This window comes from Xanthomonas sp. 10-10, from assembly GCF_040182365.1.
Taxonomy (GTDB): domain Bacteria; phylum Pseudomonadota; class Gammaproteobacteria; order Xanthomonadales; family Xanthomonadaceae; genus Xanthomonas; species Xanthomonas arboricola_F.
Map to the genome: position 1 here is coordinate 1,321,488 of NZ_CP144460.1, position 17,371 is coordinate 1,338,858.

29 protein-coding genes are annotated in these 17,371 nt (G+C 61.4%); all 29 read left to right on the plus strand.

The genetic code is table 11. From position 1 onward, the window contains the following. Positions 1-309 precede the first annotated feature (309 nt). The 29 genes from rpsJ (at position 310) to VZ068_RS05715 (ending at position 17,334) form a co-directional block, all read left to right on the plus strand. A complete protein-coding gene (gene rpsJ, locus VZ068_RS05575; RefSeq protein ID WP_003486723.1) occupies positions 310-621 on the plus strand; it encodes a 30S ribosomal protein S10 in 312 nt (103 codons plus the stop codon). Between the two features lie 11 nt (positions 622-632). Beyond that, positions 633-1,283 (plus strand): 50S ribosomal protein L3, encoded by a 651-nt coding sequence (gene rplC / locus VZ068_RS05580; RefSeq protein ID WP_005993363.1) that lies wholly within the window; start codon positions 633-635, stop codon positions 1,281-1,283. A gap of 12 nt (positions 1,284-1,295) precedes the next feature. After that, a complete protein-coding gene (rplD, locus tag VZ068_RS05585) occupies positions 1,296-1,901 on the plus strand; it encodes a 50S ribosomal protein L4 (RefSeq protein WP_016900669.1) in 606 nt (201 codons plus the stop codon). After that, positions 1,898-2,197: a 50S ribosomal protein L23 gene (gene rplW / locus VZ068_RS05590; protein ID WP_002811694.1), complete on the plus strand. Its 300-nt coding sequence runs from the start codon at positions 1,898-1,900 to the stop codon at positions 2,195-2,197. Before rplD ends, rplW begins: the two co-directional genes overlap by 4 nt. A gap of 10 nt (positions 2,198-2,207) precedes the next feature. After that, positions 2,208-3,035: a 50S ribosomal protein L2 gene (gene rplB, locus VZ068_RS05595; RefSeq protein WP_003486715.1), complete on the plus strand. Its 828-nt coding sequence runs from the start codon at positions 2,208-2,210 to the stop codon at positions 3,033-3,035. 6 nt (positions 3,036-3,041) lie between these two features. Continuing rightward, positions 3,042-3,311 (plus strand): 30S ribosomal protein S19, encoded by a 270-nt coding sequence (gene rpsS, locus VZ068_RS05600; RefSeq protein ID WP_005993369.1) that lies wholly within the window; start codon positions 3,042-3,044, stop codon positions 3,309-3,311. A 12-nt stretch (positions 3,312-3,323) separates the two neighbouring features. Next, positions 3,324-3,659, plus strand: a complete 336-nt coding sequence (rplV, locus tag VZ068_RS05605) for a 50S ribosomal protein L22 (RefSeq protein WP_002811686.1) — start codon at positions 3,324-3,326, stop codon at positions 3,657-3,659. Positions 3,660-3,676: 17 nt separating this feature from the next. After that, positions 3,677-4,411, plus strand: coding sequence for a 30S ribosomal protein S3 (rpsC, locus tag VZ068_RS05610; protein WP_005993372.1), 735 nt, complete (start codon positions 3,677-3,679; stop codon positions 4,409-4,411). Positions 4,412-4,416: 5 nt separating this feature from the next. Further along, positions 4,417-4,830: a 50S ribosomal protein L16 gene (rplP, locus tag VZ068_RS05615; protein WP_003486706.1), complete on the plus strand. Its 414-nt coding sequence runs from the start codon at positions 4,417-4,419 to the stop codon at positions 4,828-4,830. Further along, entirely contained in the window at positions 4,830-5,015 is a 186-nt protein-coding gene (gene rpmC / locus VZ068_RS05620) for a 50S ribosomal protein L29 (protein WP_003486703.1), read from the plus strand. Before rplP ends, rpmC begins: the two co-directional genes overlap by 1 nt. Before the next feature lie 11 nt (positions 5,016-5,026). Then, positions 5,027-5,296 carry a 30S ribosomal protein S17 gene (gene rpsQ / locus VZ068_RS05625; RefSeq protein WP_104611275.1) on the plus strand — a complete coding sequence of 90 codons (270 nt, stop codon included), beginning with the start codon at positions 5,027-5,029 and terminating at the stop codon, positions 5,294-5,296. Between the two features lie 14 nt (positions 5,297-5,310). Beyond that, complete coding sequence (rplN, locus tag VZ068_RS05630) at positions 5,311-5,679, plus strand: 50S ribosomal protein L14 (protein ID WP_003486699.1); 369 nt, start codon at positions 5,311-5,313, stop codon at positions 5,677-5,679. A gap of 15 nt (positions 5,680-5,694) precedes the next feature. Continuing rightward, positions 5,695-6,012 (plus strand): 50S ribosomal protein L24, encoded by a 318-nt coding sequence (rplX, locus tag VZ068_RS05635; protein ID WP_003486696.1) that lies wholly within the window; start codon positions 5,695-5,697, stop codon positions 6,010-6,012. Positions 6,013-6,023: 11 nt separating this feature from the next. Beyond that, on the plus strand, positions 6,024-6,566 hold the full coding sequence (gene rplE / locus VZ068_RS05640; RefSeq protein ID WP_010371090.1) for a 50S ribosomal protein L5: 543 nt from the start codon (positions 6,024-6,026) through the stop codon (positions 6,564-6,566). An 18-nt stretch (positions 6,567-6,584) separates the two neighbouring features. Beyond that, positions 6,585-6,890, plus strand: a complete 306-nt coding sequence (rpsN, locus tag VZ068_RS05645) for a 30S ribosomal protein S14 (RefSeq protein WP_005917137.1) — start codon at positions 6,585-6,587, stop codon at positions 6,888-6,890. A 204-nt stretch (positions 6,891-7,094) separates the two neighbouring features. Further along, positions 7,095-7,493 carry a 30S ribosomal protein S8 gene (gene rpsH, locus VZ068_RS05650; protein ID WP_010371096.1) on the plus strand — a complete coding sequence of 133 codons (399 nt, stop codon included), beginning with the start codon at positions 7,095-7,097 and terminating at the stop codon, positions 7,491-7,493. Between the two features lie 15 nt (positions 7,494-7,508). Then, the gene (rplF, locus tag VZ068_RS05655) at positions 7,509-8,036 is read left to right on the plus strand and encodes a 50S ribosomal protein L6 (RefSeq protein ID WP_064634201.1); all 528 of its coding nucleotides are present in this window, start codon (positions 7,509-7,511) and stop codon (positions 8,034-8,036) included. A 91-nt stretch (positions 8,037-8,127) separates the two neighbouring features. Further along, positions 8,128-8,487, plus strand: a complete 360-nt coding sequence (gene rplR / locus VZ068_RS05660) for a 50S ribosomal protein L18 (protein ID WP_005993383.1) — start codon at positions 8,128-8,130, stop codon at positions 8,485-8,487. Positions 8,488-8,645: 158 nt separating this feature from the next. Further along, a complete protein-coding gene (gene rpsE / locus VZ068_RS05665; protein WP_003486682.1) occupies positions 8,646-9,188 on the plus strand; it encodes a 30S ribosomal protein S5 in 543 nt (180 codons plus the stop codon). Next, positions 9,181-9,372 carry a 50S ribosomal protein L30 gene (rpmD, locus tag VZ068_RS05670; RefSeq protein WP_003486678.1) on the plus strand — a complete coding sequence of 64 codons (192 nt, stop codon included), beginning with the start codon at positions 9,181-9,183 and terminating at the stop codon, positions 9,370-9,372. Before rpsE ends, rpmD begins: the two co-directional genes overlap by 8 nt. A gap of 4 nt (positions 9,373-9,376) precedes the next feature. After that, entirely contained in the window at positions 9,377-9,820 is a 444-nt protein-coding gene (rplO, locus tag VZ068_RS05675; RefSeq protein WP_003486676.1) for a 50S ribosomal protein L15, read from the plus strand. Positions 9,821-9,827: 7 nt separating this feature from the next. Beyond that, the gene (gene secY / locus VZ068_RS05680) at positions 9,828-11,195 is read left to right on the plus strand and encodes a preprotein translocase subunit SecY (protein ID WP_039412801.1); all 1,368 of its coding nucleotides are present in this window, start codon (positions 9,828-9,830) and stop codon (positions 11,193-11,195) included. A gap of 332 nt (positions 11,196-11,527) precedes the next feature. Then, positions 11,528-11,884 (plus strand): 30S ribosomal protein S13, encoded by a 357-nt coding sequence (gene rpsM / locus VZ068_RS05685; protein WP_003486672.1) that lies wholly within the window; start codon positions 11,528-11,530, stop codon positions 11,882-11,884. Between the two features lie 10 nt (positions 11,885-11,894). After that, positions 11,895-12,287 carry a 30S ribosomal protein S11 gene (gene rpsK, locus VZ068_RS05690; protein WP_003486671.1) on the plus strand — a complete coding sequence of 131 codons (393 nt, stop codon included), beginning with the start codon at positions 11,895-11,897 and terminating at the stop codon, positions 12,285-12,287. A gap of 15 nt (positions 12,288-12,302) precedes the next feature. Next, entirely contained in the window at positions 12,303-12,929 is a 627-nt protein-coding gene (rpsD, locus tag VZ068_RS05695) for a 30S ribosomal protein S4 (protein ID WP_002811641.1), read from the plus strand. A 53-nt stretch (positions 12,930-12,982) separates the two neighbouring features. Next, the gene (gene rpoA / locus VZ068_RS05700) at positions 12,983-13,981 is read left to right on the plus strand and encodes a DNA-directed RNA polymerase subunit alpha (RefSeq protein ID WP_002811635.1); all 999 of its coding nucleotides are present in this window, start codon (positions 12,983-12,985) and stop codon (positions 13,979-13,981) included. 181 nt (positions 13,982-14,162) lie between these two features. Then, entirely contained in the window at positions 14,163-14,546 is a 384-nt protein-coding gene (gene rplQ, locus VZ068_RS05705) for a 50S ribosomal protein L17 (protein WP_003486665.1), read from the plus strand. A gap of 665 nt (positions 14,547-15,211) precedes the next feature. Further along, positions 15,212-15,733, plus strand: coding sequence for a disulfide bond formation protein B (locus VZ068_RS05710; protein WP_259152805.1), 522 nt, complete (start codon positions 15,212-15,214; stop codon positions 15,731-15,733). A 203-nt stretch (positions 15,734-15,936) separates the two neighbouring features. Continuing rightward, positions 15,937-17,334 carry a 3-deoxy-7-phosphoheptulonate synthase class II gene (locus VZ068_RS05715; protein ID WP_349657127.1) on the plus strand — a complete coding sequence of 466 codons (1,398 nt, stop codon included), beginning with the start codon at positions 15,937-15,939 and terminating at the stop codon, positions 17,332-17,334. The last annotated feature ends 37 nt before the right edge of the window (positions 17,335-17,371 follow it).

Here is a 17,371-nt window from a genome sequence, read left to right on the forward strand (position 1 = left end):
GCGGCTCGGTGTCCCTGGGTAGGGCGCTGGGTTCACAAGCGAAAAGAACGGCAGGATGCCGCTCGTGTTCGCCAGACCGGGAAGGTCGCGTTGCATGGAGCACTCAACAACTCACCTGTTGTTGACCGTGCTCTATCTGCGCATTATACTTTTCCGTCTGGGCAGGCCGGTTTACCGGGCTGCCTCAGTTTTTGGGCGGAGGAAAGCCCTCGTCGGCAGGATGTCTGGCGATTTCACCAACGCAGGAATATCGGGGCAGGTATCCCAGAGGCCTTGCCCGTCGCTCTTTTAACGAAGGAAGCTTCCGTCATGTCGGAACAAAAGATCCGGATTCGGTTGAAGGCGTTCGATCATCGTTTGATCGACCGTTCGGCCAGCGAGATCGTCGAAACGGCTAAGCGGACCGGCGCGCAAGTGCGTGGCCCGATCCCGTTGCCGACCAAGATCGAACGTTACACCATCCTCGTATCCCCGCATGCCGACAAGGATGCGCGTGACCAATACGAAACCCGCACGCACAAGCGTGTGCTCGATATCGTCGACCCCAACGACAAGACCGTGGACGCGCTGATGAAGCTCGAGCTCGCGGCTGGCGTCGACGTACAGATCAAGTTGACCTGAGGACTACGACCATGACGAAGAAATATTCGTTGGGCTTCGTGGGCCGCAAGGCTGGCATGAGCCGCGTCTTCACTGAAGACGGCCGCTCGGTGCCGGTTACGCTGATCGAAGCAACTCCGAACCGCATCGCGCAGATCAAGACCGTTGAAACCGACGGTTACAGCGCAGTGCAGATTACCGTTGGCGCGCGTCGCGCCGCACTGGTCAACAAGCCGGCCGCCGGTCACTTCGCCAAGGCGAAGGTCGAAGCGGGTCGTGGCTTGTGGGAATTCCGCGTTGAAGATGCGCAGCTCGGCGATTTCGCCGTCGGCGGCGAAATCAAGGCGGACATCTTCGAAGTCGGCCAGAAGGTCGACGTCCAGGGCGTCACCAAGGGTAAGGGTTTCCAGGGCACCATCAAGCGCTACAACTTCCGTATGGGCGATGCAACTCACGGTAACTCGCTGTCGCATCGCGCGCCGGGTTCGTTGGGTCAGCGCCAGACCCCGGGTCGCGTTTTCCCGGGCAAGAAGATGTCGGGCCACATGGGCGCCGTGCAGCAAAGCACGCAGAACCTGGAAGTGGTCAAGGTCGACGTCGAGCGTGGTCTGATTGCTATCCGCGGCGCCGTGCCTGGCGCAGCTGGTGGCGACGTGATCGTCCGTCCGGCGAGCAAGGCATAAGGAGAGATGACGATGGAACTCGTTATCACGGGTAGCAACAACAAGGTCTCGGTCTCCGATGCCGTGTTCGGTCGCGAATTCAGCGAAGATCTGGTTCACCAGGTCGTCGTCGCTTATCGCAATGCCGGTCGCGCTGGTACCAAGGCACAGAAGACGCGTTCGGAAGTTGCGGGCACGACCAAGAAGTCGAAGAAGCAGAAGGGCGGCGGTGCGCGTCATGGCGCGCTGACGGCTCCGATCTTCGTCGGCGGCGGCGTGACCTTCGCGGCCAAGCCGCGCAGCTTCGAGCAGAAAGTCAACCGCAAGATGTACCGTGCGGCCATCTGCGCGATCTTCTCTGAGCTTAACCGCCAGGGTCGCCTGATGATCGTCGATGCGTTCGACGTCGAAACCACCAAGACCCAGGGTCTGATCGAAAAGCTGAAGGGACTGGACGTGGGCAAGCGCCCGCTGATCGTCACCGAAGAAGCTTCCGAGCACCTGTATCTGTCCGCCCGCAATCTGCCGTATGTGCAGGTGCGTGATGTGCAGGGTCTGGATCCGGTCGCTCTGGTCGGGGCCGATACGGTCGTGATCACCGCCGATGCGGTCAAGAAGGTCGAGGAGTGGCTGGCATGAGCAGCAACGAAAAAATCTTCAGCGTGCTGCGTGCTCCGCGAGTCTCTGAAAAGACCGCGCGCCTGCAGGAAATCTCCAACCAGTATGTCTTCGAAGTTTCGAACGAAGCCACCAAGGCCGATGTAAAGGCCGCGGTTGAGCAGTTGTTCGACGTCAAGGTCAAGGCAGTCAACGTGGTCAACGTCAAGGGCAAGAGCAAGTCCTTCCGTAACCGTGCTGGCAGCCGTGGCAATTGGCGCAAGGCGTACGTCCGCCTGGTTGATGGTCAGTCCATCGACGTAACGGCCAAGGCCTGAGGTCCATCCCATGCCATTGATGAAGTTCAAACCCACCTCTCCCGGCCGTCGTTCCGCCGTGCGCGTGGTTACTCCCGATCTGCACAAGGGCGCACCGCACGCGGCGCTGCTCGACTCGCAGAGCAAGTCCGGTGGTCGTAACCACCATGGCCGCATCACCGTGCGTCACGTCGGTGGTGGCCACAAGCAGCACTACCGCATCATCGACTTCAAGCGCAACAAGGAAGGCATTCCGGCGCGTGTGGAGCGGATCGAATACGATCCGAACCGTACCGCTCATATCGCCCTGCTGTGCTATGTCGACGGCGAGCGTCGCTACATCATCGCCCCCAAGGGCCTGAAGGCTGGCGACCAGGTCATTGCCGGTGCCAATGCACCGATCAAGACCGGCAACACGCTGCCGCTGCGCAACATCCCGGTCGGTACGACGGTCCACGGTATCGAGCTGAAGCCGGGTAAGGGCGCTCAGATCGCACGTGCTGCCGGTGCAGCCGTCCAGCTGGTCGCTCGCGAAGGCATCTATGCCACGCTGCGTCTGCGCTCGGGCGAAATGCGCAAGGTGCCGGTCGAGTGCCGCGCCACCATCGGCGAAGTCGGCAACGACGAGCACAACCTCGAGAAGCTGGGCAAGGCCGGCGCCAAGCGTTGGCGCGGTGTTCGCCCGACCGTTCGCGGTGCGGCCATGAACCCGGTCGATCACCCGCATGGTGGTGGTGAAGCGAAGGCTGGTCAGGGTAATCCGCATCCGGTCACCCCGTGGGGTGTTCCGACCAAGGGTTACAAGACGCGCAAGAACAAGCGCACCCAGCAATTCATCGTCCGCGATCGTAGGGGCTAATCGACCATGGCACGTTCACTCAAGAAGGGCCCGTTCGTCGATCACCACCTTGCAAAGAAGGTGGAGTCCGCTGCGGGTAGCAAGAAGCCGATCAAGACCTGGTCGCGCCGTTCGATGATCCTGCCGGAAATGGTAGGCATCACCATCGCCGTGCATAACGGCAAGAACCACATTCCGGTGCTCGTCAACGAGAATATGGTCGGCCACAAGCTCGGCGAATTTGCCGTCACCCGGACCTTCAAGGGTCACGGTGGCGACAAGAAGTCGAGCAGGTAAGGAGAGATGACGATGGAAGCGAAAGCAATCCTGCGCACCGCGCGCATCTCCCCGCAGAAGGCCCGCCTGGTCGCTGACCAGGTGCGTGGTTTGTCCGCCGAGCGTGCGGTCAATCTGCTGAAGTTCTCGGACAAGAAGGCTGCACACCTGATCAAAAAGGTTGTGGAGTCGGCTATTGCCAATGCCGAGAACAATCAGGGCGCGGATGTCGACGAGCTGAAGGTCAAGACCATCATGGTTGATGAAGGTCCGTCCCTGAAGCGTTTCATGGCGCGGGCGAAAGGCCGCGGTACCCGCATCCTCAAGCGCACCAGTCACATCACTGTGATTGTCGGCGCCGCCAAGTAAGCGGAAAGGAAAAGACCATGGGTCATAAAGTTCATCCGACTGGAATCCGTCTTGGTATCTCCAAAGACTGGAACTCCAAGTGGTACGCAAACAAGGGCGATTTCGCTGCCTATCTGGCAGCCGACCTGAAAGTGCGTGAAATGCTGCGCAAGAAGCTCGCGCAGGCAGGTGTCAGCAAGATCTTGATCGAGCGCCCTGCCAAAACCGCCCGCGTGACCATCCACACTGCCCGTCCGGGCGTGGTGATCGGCAAGCGTGGCGAGGATATCGAAAAGCTGCGTAAGGAAGTGAGCGAGCTGATGGGCGTTCCGGCGCACATCAACGTCACCGAAGTGCGCAAGCCGGAGCTGGATGCGCAGCTGGTCGCCGAGTCGATCGCGCAGCAGCTTGAGCGTCGCATCATGTTCCGCCGCGCAATGAAGCGCTCGGTCGGTAACGCGATGCGCTTGGGTGCCCTGGGCATCAAGGTCAATGTGGCTGGCCGCCTCAACGGTGCAGAAATCGCCCGTTCGGAGTGGTACCGCGAAGGCCGCGTGCCGCTGCACACGCTACGTGCCGACATTGATTACGGTTTTGCCGAGGCGTCCACGACGTACGGCATCATCGGCATCAAGGTCTGGATCTATAAGGGCGAAGTCTTCGACTTCTCTCAGGTTGGCCAGGAAAAGCAGGACGACAGCCCGCGCAACGATCGTAACGATCGTGGCGACCGTGGTGACCGCCCGTCGCGCCCGGCTCGTGAAGCGAGGTAACGGCAATGTTGCAACCCAAGCGAACCAAATATCGCAAGATGCACAAGGGCCGCAATGACGGTCTGGCATGGAGCGGAAACGCCGTCAGCTTCGGCGAATACGGCCTCAAGGCCACGGCGCACGGTCAGCTGACCGCACGCCAGATTGAAGCAGCACGCCGCACGATCAGCCGCCACGTCAAAAAGGGCGGCAAGATGTGGATCCGTGTGTTCCCCGACAAGCCGATCACCAAGAAGCCGATCGAAGTCCGCATGGGCTCCGGTAAGGGCAACGTGGAGTACTGGGTCGCGCAGATTCAGCCGGGCCGCATGATCTATGAAATCGAGGGGATTCCCGAAGAGACCGCACGTGAGGCGTTCCGCCTTGCCGCTGCCAAGCTCTCGGTGACGACCACTTTCGTGACCCGGACGGTGCGCTGATGGATATCAAACAACTCCGCGAGAAGTCGGCTGACGAACTGAAGGCCCACCTGACCGATCTGCGTAAGGAGCAGTTCTCGCTCCGCATGCAGCAGGTCACCGGCCAGCTGCCGAAGACCCACGAAACCCGCCGGGTGCGCCGCGAGATTGCTCGCGTCAAGCACCTGCTCGGCAGCACCAAGTAAGGACGGCCGCGATGAGCGACAACAACGAAAAGCAAACGCTGCGCACGGTCGAAGGCCGTGTCGTCAGCAACAAGATGGACAAGACGGTCACCGTGTTGGTGGAGCGCCAGGTCAAGCACCCGTTGTACGGTAAGTACATCAAGCGCTCGTCCAAGCTCCACGCACACGATGCCGACAATGCCTGCAATGAAGGCGATGTCGTGCGCGTGACCGAGATTGCTCCAATGTCCAAGACCAAGAACTGGCGGGTGGTCGAAATCGTCACCCGTTCGGCCGGCTAAGGGAGATCTGAATCATGATCCAGATGCAGAGCTACCTCGATGTGGCCGACAATTCGGGTGCCAAGGAAGTGATGTGCATCAAGGTGCTGGGCGGCTCCAAGCGCCGCTACGCACACATTGGCGACATCATCAAGGTGACCGTCAAGGACGCCATTCCGCGTGGCAAGGTCAAGAAGGGCGAAGTCTACGACGCCGTCGTGGTGCGTACCCGCAAGGGTGTGCGCCGTCCCGACGGTTCGCTGATCCGCTTCGATGGCAATGCCGCTGTGCTGTTGAACAACAAGCAGGAGCCGATCGGGACCCGCATCTTCGGGCCGGTGACGCGCGAGCTGCGTTCCGAGAAGTTCATGAAGATCGTCTCGCTCGCTCCCGAAGTGCTGTGAGCGGAGGACATACACATGGCTAACCGTATCAAGAAGGGCGACCAGGTCGTCATCAACACCGGCAAGGACAAGGGTAAGCAGGGTGAAGTTGTGCGTGTGGACGGCGATCGCGTGATCGTTTCCAACGCCAACGTCATCAAGCGCCACACCAAGCCGAACCCGCAGGCGGGTGTCGCCGGCGGCGTGGTCGAGCGTGAAGCGTCGATCCATATCTCCAACGTCAATATCGTCAACCCGGCAACGGGCAAGGGCGAGCGCGTTGGCTTCAAGGTGCTGGAGGATGGACGCAAATTGCGTGTGTTCCGCTCCAGCGGTGAGGCGCTCGACGCCTGAGGAATGAGATCATGAATACGCGTCTCGAAAAGTTTTACAAGGAAAACGTGGTGCCGGCCCTGATGAAGGAATTCGGCTACACCAATCCGATGGAAGTGCCGAAGCTGGTCAAGGTCACGCTCAACATGGGCGTGGGCGAGGCGGCTACCAACAAGAAGATTCTTGAGAATGCGGTCGCCGACATGTCCAAGATCTCCGGTCAAAAGCCGGTGGTCACCAAGTCGCGCGTCTCGGTCGCATCGTTCAAGATTCGCGATGGTTGGCCGATCGGCTGCAAGACCACCTTGCGTCGCGCCAAGATGTACGAGTTCCTGGATCGCCTGATCAACATCTCGTTGCCGCGCGTGCGCGACTTCCGTGGTGTCTCCGGTCGTTCCTTCGACGGTCGTGGCAACTTCAACATGGGTGTGAAGGAACAGATCATCTTCCCGGAAATCGATTTCGACGCCGTCGATGCGATTCGCGGTATGGATATCGCCATCACCACCACCGCCAAGACGGATGCGGAAGCGAAGGCGCTGCTGGCAGCGTTCAAGTTCCCGTTCCGTAACTGACCGTCGAGGACATCCGAAATGGCAAAGACCTCCATGATCCACCGCGACATCAAGCGTGCAAAGCTGGCGAAGAAATTTGCCGGCAAGCGTGATGCGCTGAAGAAGATCCTCTCCAGTCAGGATGCGTCCTACGAAGAGAAGATCGATGCGTCGACCAAGTTGCAGAAGCTGCCGCGCGATTCGTCGCCGAGCCGCCACCGCAACCGTTGCGAGCTGTCCGGCCGTCCGCGCGGTGTCTACCGCAAGTTCGGTCTGGGTCGCAACATGCTGCGCAAGGCCACGATGAACGGCGACGTTCCGGGTCTGCGTAAGGCAAGCTGGTAACAGCATCCCGGCCGTTCGCGGCCGGTTTGAACAGGATGGTTCTGTTCAACAAGGGAGTCCGACGCAAGTCGGGCTCTTTTGTCGTATACTTCCGCTTCTGTCTTGCCCGTAGCGGCTTGGCATGGCGTCAAGGGTCCTGGCCCGTCCCCAGGAAAACACAAGATTTTCGCGAAAGCGGATATCGGTGCACTCAAAGGTACTCATATGAGCATGACTGATCCCATCGCCGACCTGCTGGTTCGCATCAAGAATGCGGCCGCGGTTGGTAAGCAGACGGTGAAATTGCCGTCGTCCAAAATCAAGGTTGCGATCGCCCAGGTCCTGAAGGACGAGGGTTACATCACCGACCTGCGCGTTACGGCCACCGAAAACAACAAGTCGGAGCTGGAAATCGTGCTTAAGTATTTCGAAGGCCGTCCGGTCATCGAGACCCTGAAGCGTTTCTCGCGCTCGGGTCTGCGTCAGTACCGCGGCAAGACCGAGCTGCCCAAGGTCCTCGGTGGCCTGGGTATCGCCATCATCTCCACGTCGAAGGGCATCATGACCGATGCGCAGGCTCGCGAAGCCGGCGTTGGTGGTGAAGTCCTGTGCTTCGTGGCCTAAGGGAAGGAATCGAACATGTCCCGTGTAGCCAAGAAGCCTGTCTCCCTTCCGAAGGGTGTTGAGCTCAACGTCCAGCCTGAGCTGGTCAGCGTCAAGGGCCCGAAGGGTACGTTGACCCTGCCCAAGCCGGTGGGCGTGGAAATCGCCATCGACGGCGATGTCGCAACCCTGTCGGCAAACGATCCGTCGCAGCTGGCCATCACCGGCACCGTGCGCGCCATCCTGGCCAATATGGTCAAGGGCGTGTCCGAAGGCTTCGAGCGCAAGCTCGAGCTGGTCGGCGTTGGTTACCGCGCTGCCATGCAGGGCAAGGATCTGAGCCTGGCGCTCGGTTTTTCGCACCCGCTGGTGTTCGTGGCGCCGGAAGGCATCACGCTGTCGACCCCGACCCAGACCGAAATCGTGGTCCAGGGCGCCGACAAGCAGCGCGTCGGCGAAGTCGCCGCCAAGATTCGCGGTTTCCGTCCGCCGGAGCCCTACAAGGGCAAGGGTGTGAAGTACGCCGGTGAAGTCATCATTCGCAAGGAAGCCAAGAAGGCGTAAGGCAGGTCCCTCTGCGAGGAGCCCGGCCATCCATGGCCGGACTTCTTATTGCAAAAGCCTGTTTTCCTTCAGCTTTCGTAGGATAAATATCATGAGCATCAACAAGAACATCGCCCGCCTGCGTCGCGCCAAGTCGACCCGTGCACACATCCGCGAGCTGGGCGTCGCGCGTCTGTCGGTGCTGCGCACCGGTCAGCACCTGTATGCCCAGGTCTTCACTGCCGACGGTTCCAAGGTGATTGCTGCGGCGAACACCCTGCAGGCCGACGTCAAGGATGGCTTGAAGAACGGCAAGAACAGCGATGCCGCCGTCAAGGTCGGCAAGCTGATCGCCGAGCGCGCCAAGGCTGCCGGTATTGAGAAGGTCGCATTCGACCGCTCGGGCTACCGCTACCATGGTCGCATCAAGGCGCTGGCCGATGCGGCTCGCGAAGGCGGCCTGCAGTTCTAAGCACTGCTGCGGATGTGGCCATCAGCCGCATCCGCGTTTCCGCCGGCAGGGAGATGCCGGACCGTCCCGTTCTTTTGCAGCGGCCACGGGACCACCGTTCCACTCCACAACCATAAGCGGCTTCGAGCCGTACATACTCAATCAATCAAGGAATCAAGATGGCAGAAGAACGTGCACCGCGGGGTCGTGATCGCGACCGTAACCGCGAAGAGAAAGTCGACGACGGCATGATCGAGAAGCTGGTCGCGGTCAACCGCGTCAGCAAGACGGTCAAGGGCGGTCGCCAGTTCACCTTCACCGCGCTGACCGTGGTCGGCGATGGTCTGGGCAAGGTCGGTTTTGGTTATGGCAAGGCGCGCGAAGTGCCGGTCGCCATTCAGAAGTCGATGGAACAGGCGCGCAAGAACCTGGCTACTGTTGATCTGAACAACGGCACCTTGTGGCACGCGGTCAAGTCCGGCCATGGCGCCGCACGCGTGTACATGCAGCCGGCTTCCGAAGGTACCGGCGTCATTGCCGGCGGTGCGATGCGCGCCGTGCTCGAAGCGGTTGGCGTGAAGAACGTGCTGGCCAAGGCGGTCGGTTCGCGTAATCCGATCAACCTGGTCCGCGCAACCCTGAAGGGTCTGTCGGAAGTGCAGTCGCCGGCCCGTGTCGCGGCCAAGCGCGGCAAGAAGGTGGAGGAGCTCAACCATGGCTAAGGACACCAACAAGACCGTCAAGGTGCGCCTGGTGCGTGGCCTGCGTGGAACCCAGTCGCGTCACCGCCTGTCGGTGCGTGCGTTGGGCCTGAATAAGCTCAACGATGTGCGTGAACTGAAGGACAGCCCGCAGGTGCGTGGCCTGATCAATACGGTTCACTACCTCGTCAAGGTTGAGGAGTAATCCAATGACTCTGCGTCTTAATGACCTCAAGCCGGCCGACGGCGCCCGTACCGAACGCACCCGCGTCGGTCGTGGTATCGGTTCGGGCCTCGGCAAGACCGCTGGTCGCGGTCACAAGGGTTCGTTCGCTCGCAAGGGCGGCGGCAAGATCAAGGCCGGCTTCGAAGGCGGCCAGACCCCGATGCAGCGCCGTCTGCCCAAGATCGGTTTCCGCTCCAAGATGGCGCGCGATACCGCTGAAGTGTTGTCCTACCAGCTGGACAAGCTGGATGCCGGTGATGTCGACTTTGCAGCGCTGCGTGCGGCCAATCTGGTCCCGAGCCGCGCCAAGAAGGCGAAGATCGTGCTGAAGGGCGAGCTGAGCAAGAAGTTCGTGCTGAAGGGCGTTGCGGCTACCGCAGGCGCCAAGGCAGCAATCGAAGCTGCCGGCGGCAGCGTAGAGGAGTAATCGGCAGATGGCGCAGGCTGGCATTGGTAACCTCGGTGGCGGGCTCGGCAAGTTCACGGAACTTCGCCAGCGGCTACTGTTCGTCCTCGGGGCATTGATCGTCTATCGCATCGGTTGCTATGTGCCGGTGCCGGGCGTCAACCCCGATGCCATGCTTTCGTTGATGCAGGCGCAGGGCGGCGGCATCGTGGACATGTTCAACATGTTCTCGGGCGGCGCCCTGCACCGTTTCAGTATTTTTGCGTTGAACGTGATGCCGTACATCTCGGCATCGATCGTGATCCAGTTGGCCACGCATATCTTTCCCGCCCTCAAGGCGATGCAGAAGGAAGGCGAGTCGGGCCGACGCAAGATCACCCAGTATTCCCGCATTGGCGCGGTGCTTCTGGCGGTGGTGCAGGGCGGCAGTATCGCGCTCGCGCTGCAGAACCAGACCGCACCGGGCGGCGCTCCGGTGGTGTACGCGCCGGGCATGGGCTTTGTGCTCACAGCAGTGATCGCGCTGACGGCAGGTACCATCTTCCTGATGTGGGTTGGCGAGCAGGTCACCGAGCGCGGCATCGGCAACGGTGTGTCGCTGATCATCTTTGCCGGCATCGTGGCCGGACTGCCGTCGGCGGCCATCCAGACTGTCGAGGCATTCCGCGAAGGCAATCTGAGCTTCATTTCGCTGTTGCTGATCGTCATCACCATCCTGGCGTTTACGCTGTTTGTGGTGTTCGTCGAGCGTGGGCAACGGCGGATTACGGTCAATTACGCGCGCCGCCAGGGCGGTCGCAATGCGTATATGAACCAGACCTCGTTCCTGCCGCTGAAGCTCAACATGGCGGGCGTGATTCCGCCGATCTTCGCCTCCAGCATCCTGGCCTTCCCGGCGACGCTGTCGATGTGGTCGGGTCAGGCGGCATCAGGTAGTGGCGTGGGTTCGTGGTTGCAGAAGATCGCCAACGCGCTTGGACCGGGCGAGCCGGTGCATATGCTGGTATTTGCCGCGCTGATCATCGGTTTCGCGTTCTTCTACACCGCACTGGTGTTCAACTCGCAAGAGACTGCCGACAACCTCAAGAAGTCGGGCGCATTGATTCCGGGCATCCGCCCCGGCAAGGCCACGGCGGATTACGTCGACGGCGTGCTGACGCGGCTGACCGCGGCTGGTTCGCTGTACCTGGTCATCGTCTGCCTGCTGCCGGAAATCATGCGCACTCAGCTCGGGACCTCGTTCCATTTCGGTGGTACGTCGTTGCTGATCGCGGTGGTGGTGGTGATGGACTTCATTGCGCAGATCCAGGCGCATCTGATGTCGCACCAGTATGAGAGCTTGCTGAAGAAGGCCAACCTGAAGGGCGGCTCGCGCGGCGGCTTGGCGCGCGGTTAAGTGGTACACTAGATCTTCATTACGTGAAGACGGCCTGGTTCCCGGGCCACGATCTTCCGATCAGAAGGGCGGCTCGCGCGACGTCTCGCGCGCGGGTGTGACGGGGTGGTCCTGTGCGGGAGTAGCACAGGCGGTTCGGAGAAGTTTTCTGGATCAACACCGTCCGGCGCCGGAGCGAGGGCACACTCCCCACGCCAGGTCCATGGAACCTCTGGTTCCACGGGCTTCAAAGCAATCCGAGGCCTTGCTATAATTCCGAGTTCACTTTTGATCCATCCTGCCGGATGGCGCCTGGGCGCTGTCGGGCCATCACTCAGTTGGAGAATCGCGTCATGGCGCGTATTGCAGGCGTCAACCTGCCAGCCCAGAAGCACGTCTGGGTCGGGTTGCAAAGCATCTACGGCATCGGCCGTACCCGTTCTAAGAAGCTCTGCGAATCCGCAGGCGTTACCTCGACCACGAAGATTCGTGATCTGTCCGAACCCGAAATCGAGCGCCTGCGCGCCGAAGTCGGCAAGTATGTCGTCGAAGGCGACCTGCGCCGCGAAATCGGTATCGCGATCAAGCGACTGATGGACCTGGGCTGCTATCGCGGTCTGCGTCATCGCCGTGGTCTCCCGCTGCGTGGTCAGCGCACCCGTACCAACGCCCGCACCCGCAAGGGTCCGCGCAAGGCGATCAGGAAGTAAGGGATAGATCATGGCAAAGCCAGCAGAAAAGAAAACGAAGAAGAAGATCAAGCGCGTCATCACTGACGGCGTCGCTCACGTCCACGCTTCGTTCAACAACACCATCGTCACCATCACCGATCGCCAGGGCAACGCCTTGTCGTGGGCTACGTCCGGCGGCGCCGGTTTCCGTGGTTCGCGTAAGTCGACCCCGTTCGCTGCTCAGGTTGCCGCCGAAAAGGCTGGCCGCGCTGCGCTCGACTACGGCGTGAAGTCGCTGGAAGTACGTATCAAGGGTCCGGGTCCGGGCCGTGAGTCGGCCGTGCGTTCGTTGAACAACGTGGGCTACAAGATCACCAACATCATCGACGTGACGCCAATCCCGCACAACGGGTGCCGTCCGCCGAAGAAGCGTCGCGTCTAAAGGGAGCGATAAGAAATGGCTCGTTATATCGGTCCTACCTGTAAGCTCGCCCGCCGCGAAGGCGCCGATCTTTCCCTCAAGAGCCCGGCGCGTGCGCTGGACTCCAAGTGCAAGCTTGAGCAGAAGCCCGGCCAACACGGCGCGGCTCGCAAAGGCAAGCTCTCTGACTACGCTACCCAGCTGCGTGAAAAGCAGAAGGTCAAGCGTATCTACGGTCTGCTGGAACGTCAGTTCCGCAACTACTACAAGAAGGCCTCGACCAAGAAGGGCAACACCGGCGAGAACCTGCTGCAGTTGCTGGAAACCCGTCTGGACAACGTCTGCTACCGCATGGGCTTTGCCGTCACCCGTCCGGCCGCGCGCCAGCTGGTGTCGCACCGTGGCGTGCTGGTCAATGGCAAGTCGGTGAATCTGGCTTCGTACCAGATCAAGGCCGGCGATGCGATCACGCTGTCGGAAAAAGCACAGAAGCAGCTCCGCGTGCAGGAAGCCCTGACCGTGGCTGAGCAGCACGACATGACGCCGTCGTGGGTCGAAGTCGATTCGAAGAAGTTCAGCGGCGTATTCAAGGCCGTGCCGGATCGCGCTGACCTGCCTTCGGATATCAACGAAGCGCTGATCGTCGAGTTGTATTCGAAGTAATTCACATTGGAGAACCTCCGGCACTGCCGGAGGTTCGCAGGAGACCCCGCAACATGACGGTTACCGCCAACCAGGTTCTGCGCCCCCGTGGTCCGCAGATCGAACGTCTTACCGACAACCGTGCCAAGGTCGTGATCGAGCCCTTGGAGCGCGGTTACGGGCACACGCTGGGCAATGCCCTGCGTCGTGTGCTGTTGTCGTCGATCCCCGGTTTTGCGATCACCGAGGTCGAGATCGACGGCGTGCTGCACGAGTACACCACGGTCGAGGGTTTGCAGGAAGACGTGCTTGACGTCCTACTCAACCTGAAAGACGTGGCGATTCGCATGCACAGTGGCGACAGCGCCACGCTGTCGTTGTCCAAGCAGGGTCCGGGCACGGTCACTGCGGCCGACATCAGGACCGATCACAACGTTGAGATCATCAACGGCGACCACGTGATCTGCCACCTGACCAAAGACACCGCACTAAACATGCGTCTGAAGATCGAGCGTGGGTTCGGCTACCAGCCGGCTGCTGCGCGTCGTCGTCCGGATGAAGAGACCCGTACCATCGGTCGTCTGATGCTGGACGCGTCGTTCTCGCCGGTGCGTCGCGTTGCCTATGCCGTGGAAGCTGCGCGCGTCGAACAGCGCACCGACCTCGACAAGCTGGTGATCGATATCGAAACCAACGGCACGATCGATGCCGAGGAAGCCGTGCGCACCGCCGCCGACATCCTCAGCGATCAGCTGTCGGTGTTCGGCGATTTCACCCACCGCGATCGCGGTGCGGCCAAGCCGGCTGCCAGCGGCGTGGATCCGGTGCTGCTGCGCCCGATCGACGACCTCGAGCTGACCGTGCGTTCGGCCAACTGCCTGAAGGCCGAGAGCATCTACTACATCGGCGATCTGATCCAGAAGACCGAGGTGGAACTGCTCAAGACCCCGAACCTTGGCAAGAAGTCGCTGACCGAAATCAAGGAAGTGCTGGCACAGCGCGGCCTTGCGCTGGGCATGAAGCTGGAGAACTGGCCGCCGGCTGGTGTCGCCCAGCACGGCATGCTTGGTTAATGCATCACCCGCATGGGCGTCTTCGGGCGCCCATGTTTGTTTTTTACATCGACGGGCCAAAGCCCGCGGTGACATCCGGTCAAGGGACGGCCGGTTCGGACCAACCGCAGTCCATTCAACAGCGCCAGGATGGCGACAACGTCTCTCAAGCAGTCTCAACATTCCTTAGGAAATCACACTCATGCGTCACCAGAAATCCGGTCGTAAGTTCAACCGCACCAGCGCGCACCGCGAAGCCATGTTCCGCAATATGGCCGCTTCGCTGTTCAAGCACGAGCTGATCAAGACCACGTTGCCGAAGGCCAAGGAACTGCGTCGCGTCGCCGAGCCGCTGATCACCATCGGCAAGGTCGATGGCGTTGCCAATCGTCGTCTGGCCTTCGCTCGCCTGCGCGACAAGGAAGCCGTGGGCAAGCTGTTCGTCGAGCTGGGCCCGCGTTACGCGACCCGTCCCGGCGGCTACCTGCGCATCCTGAAGGCCGGCTTCCGTGCCGGTGACAATGCGCCGATGGCGTATGTCGAGCTGGTCGACCGCCCGGTCGTGGCGGAAGAAGTGGCCGAGTAATCGGAGCGCTTCGTAAAGATGCTTAGAAAAGCCCGGTTCGCGCCGGGCTTTTTTATTGGGGCATTAGGGGTGTCGTCGAGGGACGCAGCAAGGTGCAAATCGCCGGCGCGGCGCGATCACCGGATGCTGCGGTACGGCCAACGTGGGTTGAAGAATCCGCGAATGTCCTGACGCGCTGGCTTGGGAGTGAAGAGGATCCGGAGTGCGTAAAGTGGGTCGTGAGTTGGACGGAGGGCGAGGTTGGCGTTTGAGTGACGCACCGCATCTCGACCAAGCAGCCACCATGGCGTGGGACGGCGCTTGGCTCGGTGGCCGGTTCCCCGGAAGCCTGGGGCTGCCAGAGGTGCTGTGGAGACAGGGGGCAGGTGCGCGGTGGATTGGGCATGGCAATGCTTTCATCTTGTCCGCGGCACACATGTGGTGGCGACGCGATCACGGCGCATCGGCCGTTCGTGCCCGAGCCGGATCCATCCGCACCAGGCGCTTTGGATGCCTCCGCCCTCCTCGAGGGCGCTTGAGTGCTCTGCAGCTCACCGATATCGCCGACAGCACCGCGCAGATGCTGTAGCGCTTCGTAGCAGGCGCTTCGGCAGACGCATGCACGCGTGGTCATGTCGGCGGTCATGGCTGATAATCGAGGCCTTGGTCCTAGGCAAGCGGTCACGATGAATCCATTCCGTTGGGGTTTCCGGGCACAGTTTCTGTTGGGGTTTGTTGCTTGCGCAGGACTGCTGGCCTACGCGATCTATGTGCAACTGCACCTGGGACTCGAGCCATGCCCGTTGTGTATCTTTCAGCGGATCGCATTCGCGGCGCTGGCGGTAGTGTTCCTGCTGGGTGCGCTGCATGGGCCGCGTGCTGCCGGTGGGCGCAAGGTCTATGGCGTGTTGGGTTTCATCGCAGCGGGCGTGGGCATGGGGATCGCGGCGCGGCATGTCTGGGTGCAGATCCGGCCCAAGGACATGATGTCGTCGTGCGGGCCGCCACTGAGCTTTCTGAGCGAGACGATGGGGCCGTTCGAAGTGTTTCGCACGGTGCTGACCGGTACCGGGGATTGCGGCAACATCGATTGGCGCTTCCTGGGCCTGAGCATGCCGATGTGGAGCATGGTGTGGTTCGTGGCGCTTGCATTGTGGGCGTTATATGCCGGCTTCAAGGCGCGGCGTAGTTCGGTGCATCACCACTGATGGACCGATGGCAGGTCTCTGTCGTTTGCACAAAAAACATCGAAATTGCACAGTGAATCCCGCGCCGTTCAGCCGTGTCCGTCGCTTTGGTCGCTGCCCTCAGTGGAGATAGGTGACTGGCAGCGGTGTGCTCCGCAGCCAGGGTGCTTTGCGTAGCGATCAGGCTCTGCCACCATCGCAGGCTGTCCAGGAGTGTCACTGCCATGAATCCTTCCGCCCCTTCTCCCGTTTCCGATTCCGCCGCCTCGTCGTGGGCGCCGGGTAGCTGGCGTGGCAAACCCGCCCTGCAGCTGCCGGTGTATCCGGACCAGGATGCGCTGCAGGCCGCCATGAGCGAGTTGGGGCAGTTGCCGCCTCTGGTGACCTCGTGGGAGATCTTCGCGCTCAAGCGCCAGCTGGCAGAGGCGCAGGAAGGCAAGCGCTTCCTGCTGCAGGGCGGCGATTGTGCGGAGAATTTCAGCGATTGCGAATCGGGTACGATCTCCAATCGGCTGAAAGTGCTGCTGCAAATGAGCCTGGTGCTGGTGCATGGCCTGCGCCTGCCGGTGGTGCGGGTAGGGCGCTTTGCCGGGCAGTACGCCAAGCCGCGATCGGCCGATACCGAAACGCGCGATGGCGTGACCTTGCCCAGTTACCGCGGCGATGTGATCAATGCGCCGGCCTTCACCGAGGCCGCGCGCGTGCCCGACCCGCGCCGCATGATCACCGCGCACTCGCGGTCGGCGATGACGATGAACTTCGTGCGTGCGTTGATCGATGGCGGTTTCGCCGACCTGCACCACCCCGAATACTGGAATCTGGACTGGGTGGGTTATTCGCCGCTGGCGGCGGACTACCAGAAGATGGTGGCGTCGATCGGCGACGCGGTGCGCTTCATGGAAACCCTGTCCGGGTCGGAGGTGTACAACCTCAATCGCATCGACTTCTACACCTCGCACGAAGCGCTGTTGCTGCCCTACGAAGAGGGCCTGACCCGTCAGGTGCCGCGTCAGTGGGGCTGGTTCAACCTCAGCACGCATTACCCGTGGATCGGCATGCGCACCGCAGCGCTGGATGGCGCGCATGTGGAATATCTGCGTGGGGTGCGCAATCCGATTGCGATCAAGGTGGGGCCATCGGTGCAGCCGGATCAGCTGCTGCGCCTGATCGATGTGCTCAACCCCGAGGACGAACCCGGGCGCTTGAGCTTCATCCATCGCATGGGTGCGACCCAGATTGCCGAAAAATTGCCGCCGCTGCTGGATGCGGTCAAGCGCGATGGCCGACGCGTGTTGTGGGTCTGCGATGCGATGCACGGCAATACCGAAAGCACCGGAAACGGCTATAAAACCCGGCGTTTCGACAATATCCGCAGCGAAGTGGAGTTGTCGTTCGACCTGCATGCGGCGGCCGGCACACGGCTGGGCGGCGTGCATCTGGAACTGACCGGCGAAGACGTCACCGAATGCACCGGCGGTGCGCGCGAGCTCACCGAGCGCGATCTGGAGCGTGCCTATCGCTCCAGCGTGGACCCGCGCTTGAACTATGAGCAGTCGCTGGAAATTGCGATGGCGATCGTGCGCAAGCAACAACAGGTGAGCTCGCAGCCGCTGGGCGCGTGACCGCACTGTACGCATGACGTGATGCTCATGCCGCGTG

What these genes read in the sequence shown, in the direction of transcription:
- rplD (WP_016900669.1), top strand. Translation starts at nt 1,296, where the DNA reads ATGGAACTCGTTATCACGGGTAGCAACAACAAGGTCTCGGTCTCCGAT.
- rplQ (WP_003486665.1), top strand. Translation starts at nt 14,163, where the DNA reads ATGCGTCACCAGAAATCCGGTCGTAAGTTCAACCGCACCAGCGCGCAC.
- rpsQ (WP_104611275.1), top strand. Translation starts at nt 5,027, where the DNA reads ATGAGCGACAACAACGAAAAGCAAACGCTGCGCACGGTCGAAGGCCGT.
- VZ068_RS05710 (WP_259152805.1), top strand. Translation starts at nt 15,212, where the DNA reads ATGAATCCATTCCGTTGGGGTTTCCGGGCACAGTTTCTGTTGGGGTTT.
- rpmD (WP_003486678.1), top strand. Translation starts at nt 9,181, where the DNA reads ATGGCTAAGGACACCAACAAGACCGTCAAGGTGCGCCTGGTGCGTGGC.
- rpsC (WP_005993372.1), top strand. Translation starts at nt 3,677, where the DNA reads ATGGGTCATAAAGTTCATCCGACTGGAATCCGTCTTGGTATCTCCAAA.
- rplF (WP_064634201.1), top strand. Translation starts at nt 7,509, where the DNA reads ATGTCCCGTGTAGCCAAGAAGCCTGTCTCCCTTCCGAAGGGTGTTGAG.
- rpsK (WP_003486671.1), top strand. Translation starts at nt 11,895, where the DNA reads ATGGCAAAGCCAGCAGAAAAGAAAACGAAGAAGAAGATCAAGCGCGTC.
- rplB (WP_003486715.1), top strand. Translation starts at nt 2,208, where the DNA reads ATGCCATTGATGAAGTTCAAACCCACCTCTCCCGGCCGTCGTTCCGCC.
- rpoA (WP_002811635.1), top strand. Translation starts at nt 12,983, where the DNA reads ATGACGGTTACCGCCAACCAGGTTCTGCGCCCCCGTGGTCCGCAGATC.
- VZ068_RS05715 (WP_349657127.1), top strand. Translation starts at nt 15,937, where the DNA reads ATGAATCCTTCCGCCCCTTCTCCCGTTTCCGATTCCGCCGCCTCGTCG.
- rpsE (WP_003486682.1), top strand. Translation starts at nt 8,646, where the DNA reads ATGGCAGAAGAACGTGCACCGCGGGGTCGTGATCGCGACCGTAACCGC.
- rplP (WP_003486706.1), top strand. Translation starts at nt 4,417, where the DNA reads ATGTTGCAACCCAAGCGAACCAAATATCGCAAGATGCACAAGGGCCGC.
- rplW (WP_002811694.1), top strand. Translation starts at nt 1,898, where the DNA reads ATGAGCAGCAACGAAAAAATCTTCAGCGTGCTGCGTGCTCCGCGAGTC.
- rpsH (WP_010371096.1), top strand. Translation starts at nt 7,095, where the DNA reads ATGAGCATGACTGATCCCATCGCCGACCTGCTGGTTCGCATCAAGAAT.
- rpsS (WP_005993369.1), top strand. Translation starts at nt 3,042, where the DNA reads ATGGCACGTTCACTCAAGAAGGGCCCGTTCGTCGATCACCACCTTGCA.
- rpmC (WP_003486703.1), top strand. Translation starts at nt 4,830, where the DNA reads ATGGATATCAAACAACTCCGCGAGAAGTCGGCTGACGAACTGAAGGCC.
- rpsJ (WP_003486723.1), top strand. Translation starts at nt 310, where the DNA reads ATGTCGGAACAAAAGATCCGGATTCGGTTGAAGGCGTTCGATCATCGT.
- rpsM (WP_003486672.1), top strand. Translation starts at nt 11,528, where the DNA reads ATGGCGCGTATTGCAGGCGTCAACCTGCCAGCCCAGAAGCACGTCTGG.
- rplN (WP_003486699.1), top strand. Translation starts at nt 5,311, where the DNA reads ATGATCCAGATGCAGAGCTACCTCGATGTGGCCGACAATTCGGGTGCC.
- rplV (WP_002811686.1), top strand. Translation starts at nt 3,324, where the DNA reads ATGGAAGCGAAAGCAATCCTGCGCACCGCGCGCATCTCCCCGCAGAAG.
- rplE (WP_010371090.1), top strand. Translation starts at nt 6,024, where the DNA reads ATGAATACGCGTCTCGAAAAGTTTTACAAGGAAAACGTGGTGCCGGCC.
- rplX (WP_003486696.1), top strand. Translation starts at nt 5,695, where the DNA reads ATGGCTAACCGTATCAAGAAGGGCGACCAGGTCGTCATCAACACCGGC.
- secY (WP_039412801.1), top strand. Translation starts at nt 9,828, where the DNA reads ATGGCGCAGGCTGGCATTGGTAACCTCGGTGGCGGGCTCGGCAAGTTC.
- rplO (WP_003486676.1), top strand. Translation starts at nt 9,377, where the DNA reads ATGACTCTGCGTCTTAATGACCTCAAGCCGGCCGACGGCGCCCGTACC.
- rpsN (WP_005917137.1), top strand. Translation starts at nt 6,585, where the DNA reads ATGGCAAAGACCTCCATGATCCACCGCGACATCAAGCGTGCAAAGCTG.
- rplC (WP_005993363.1), top strand. Translation starts at nt 633, where the DNA reads ATGACGAAGAAATATTCGTTGGGCTTCGTGGGCCGCAAGGCTGGCATG.
- rpsD (WP_002811641.1), top strand. Translation starts at nt 12,303, where the DNA reads ATGGCTCGTTATATCGGTCCTACCTGTAAGCTCGCCCGCCGCGAAGGC.
- rplR (WP_005993383.1), top strand. Translation starts at nt 8,128, where the DNA reads ATGAGCATCAACAAGAACATCGCCCGCCTGCGTCGCGCCAAGTCGACC.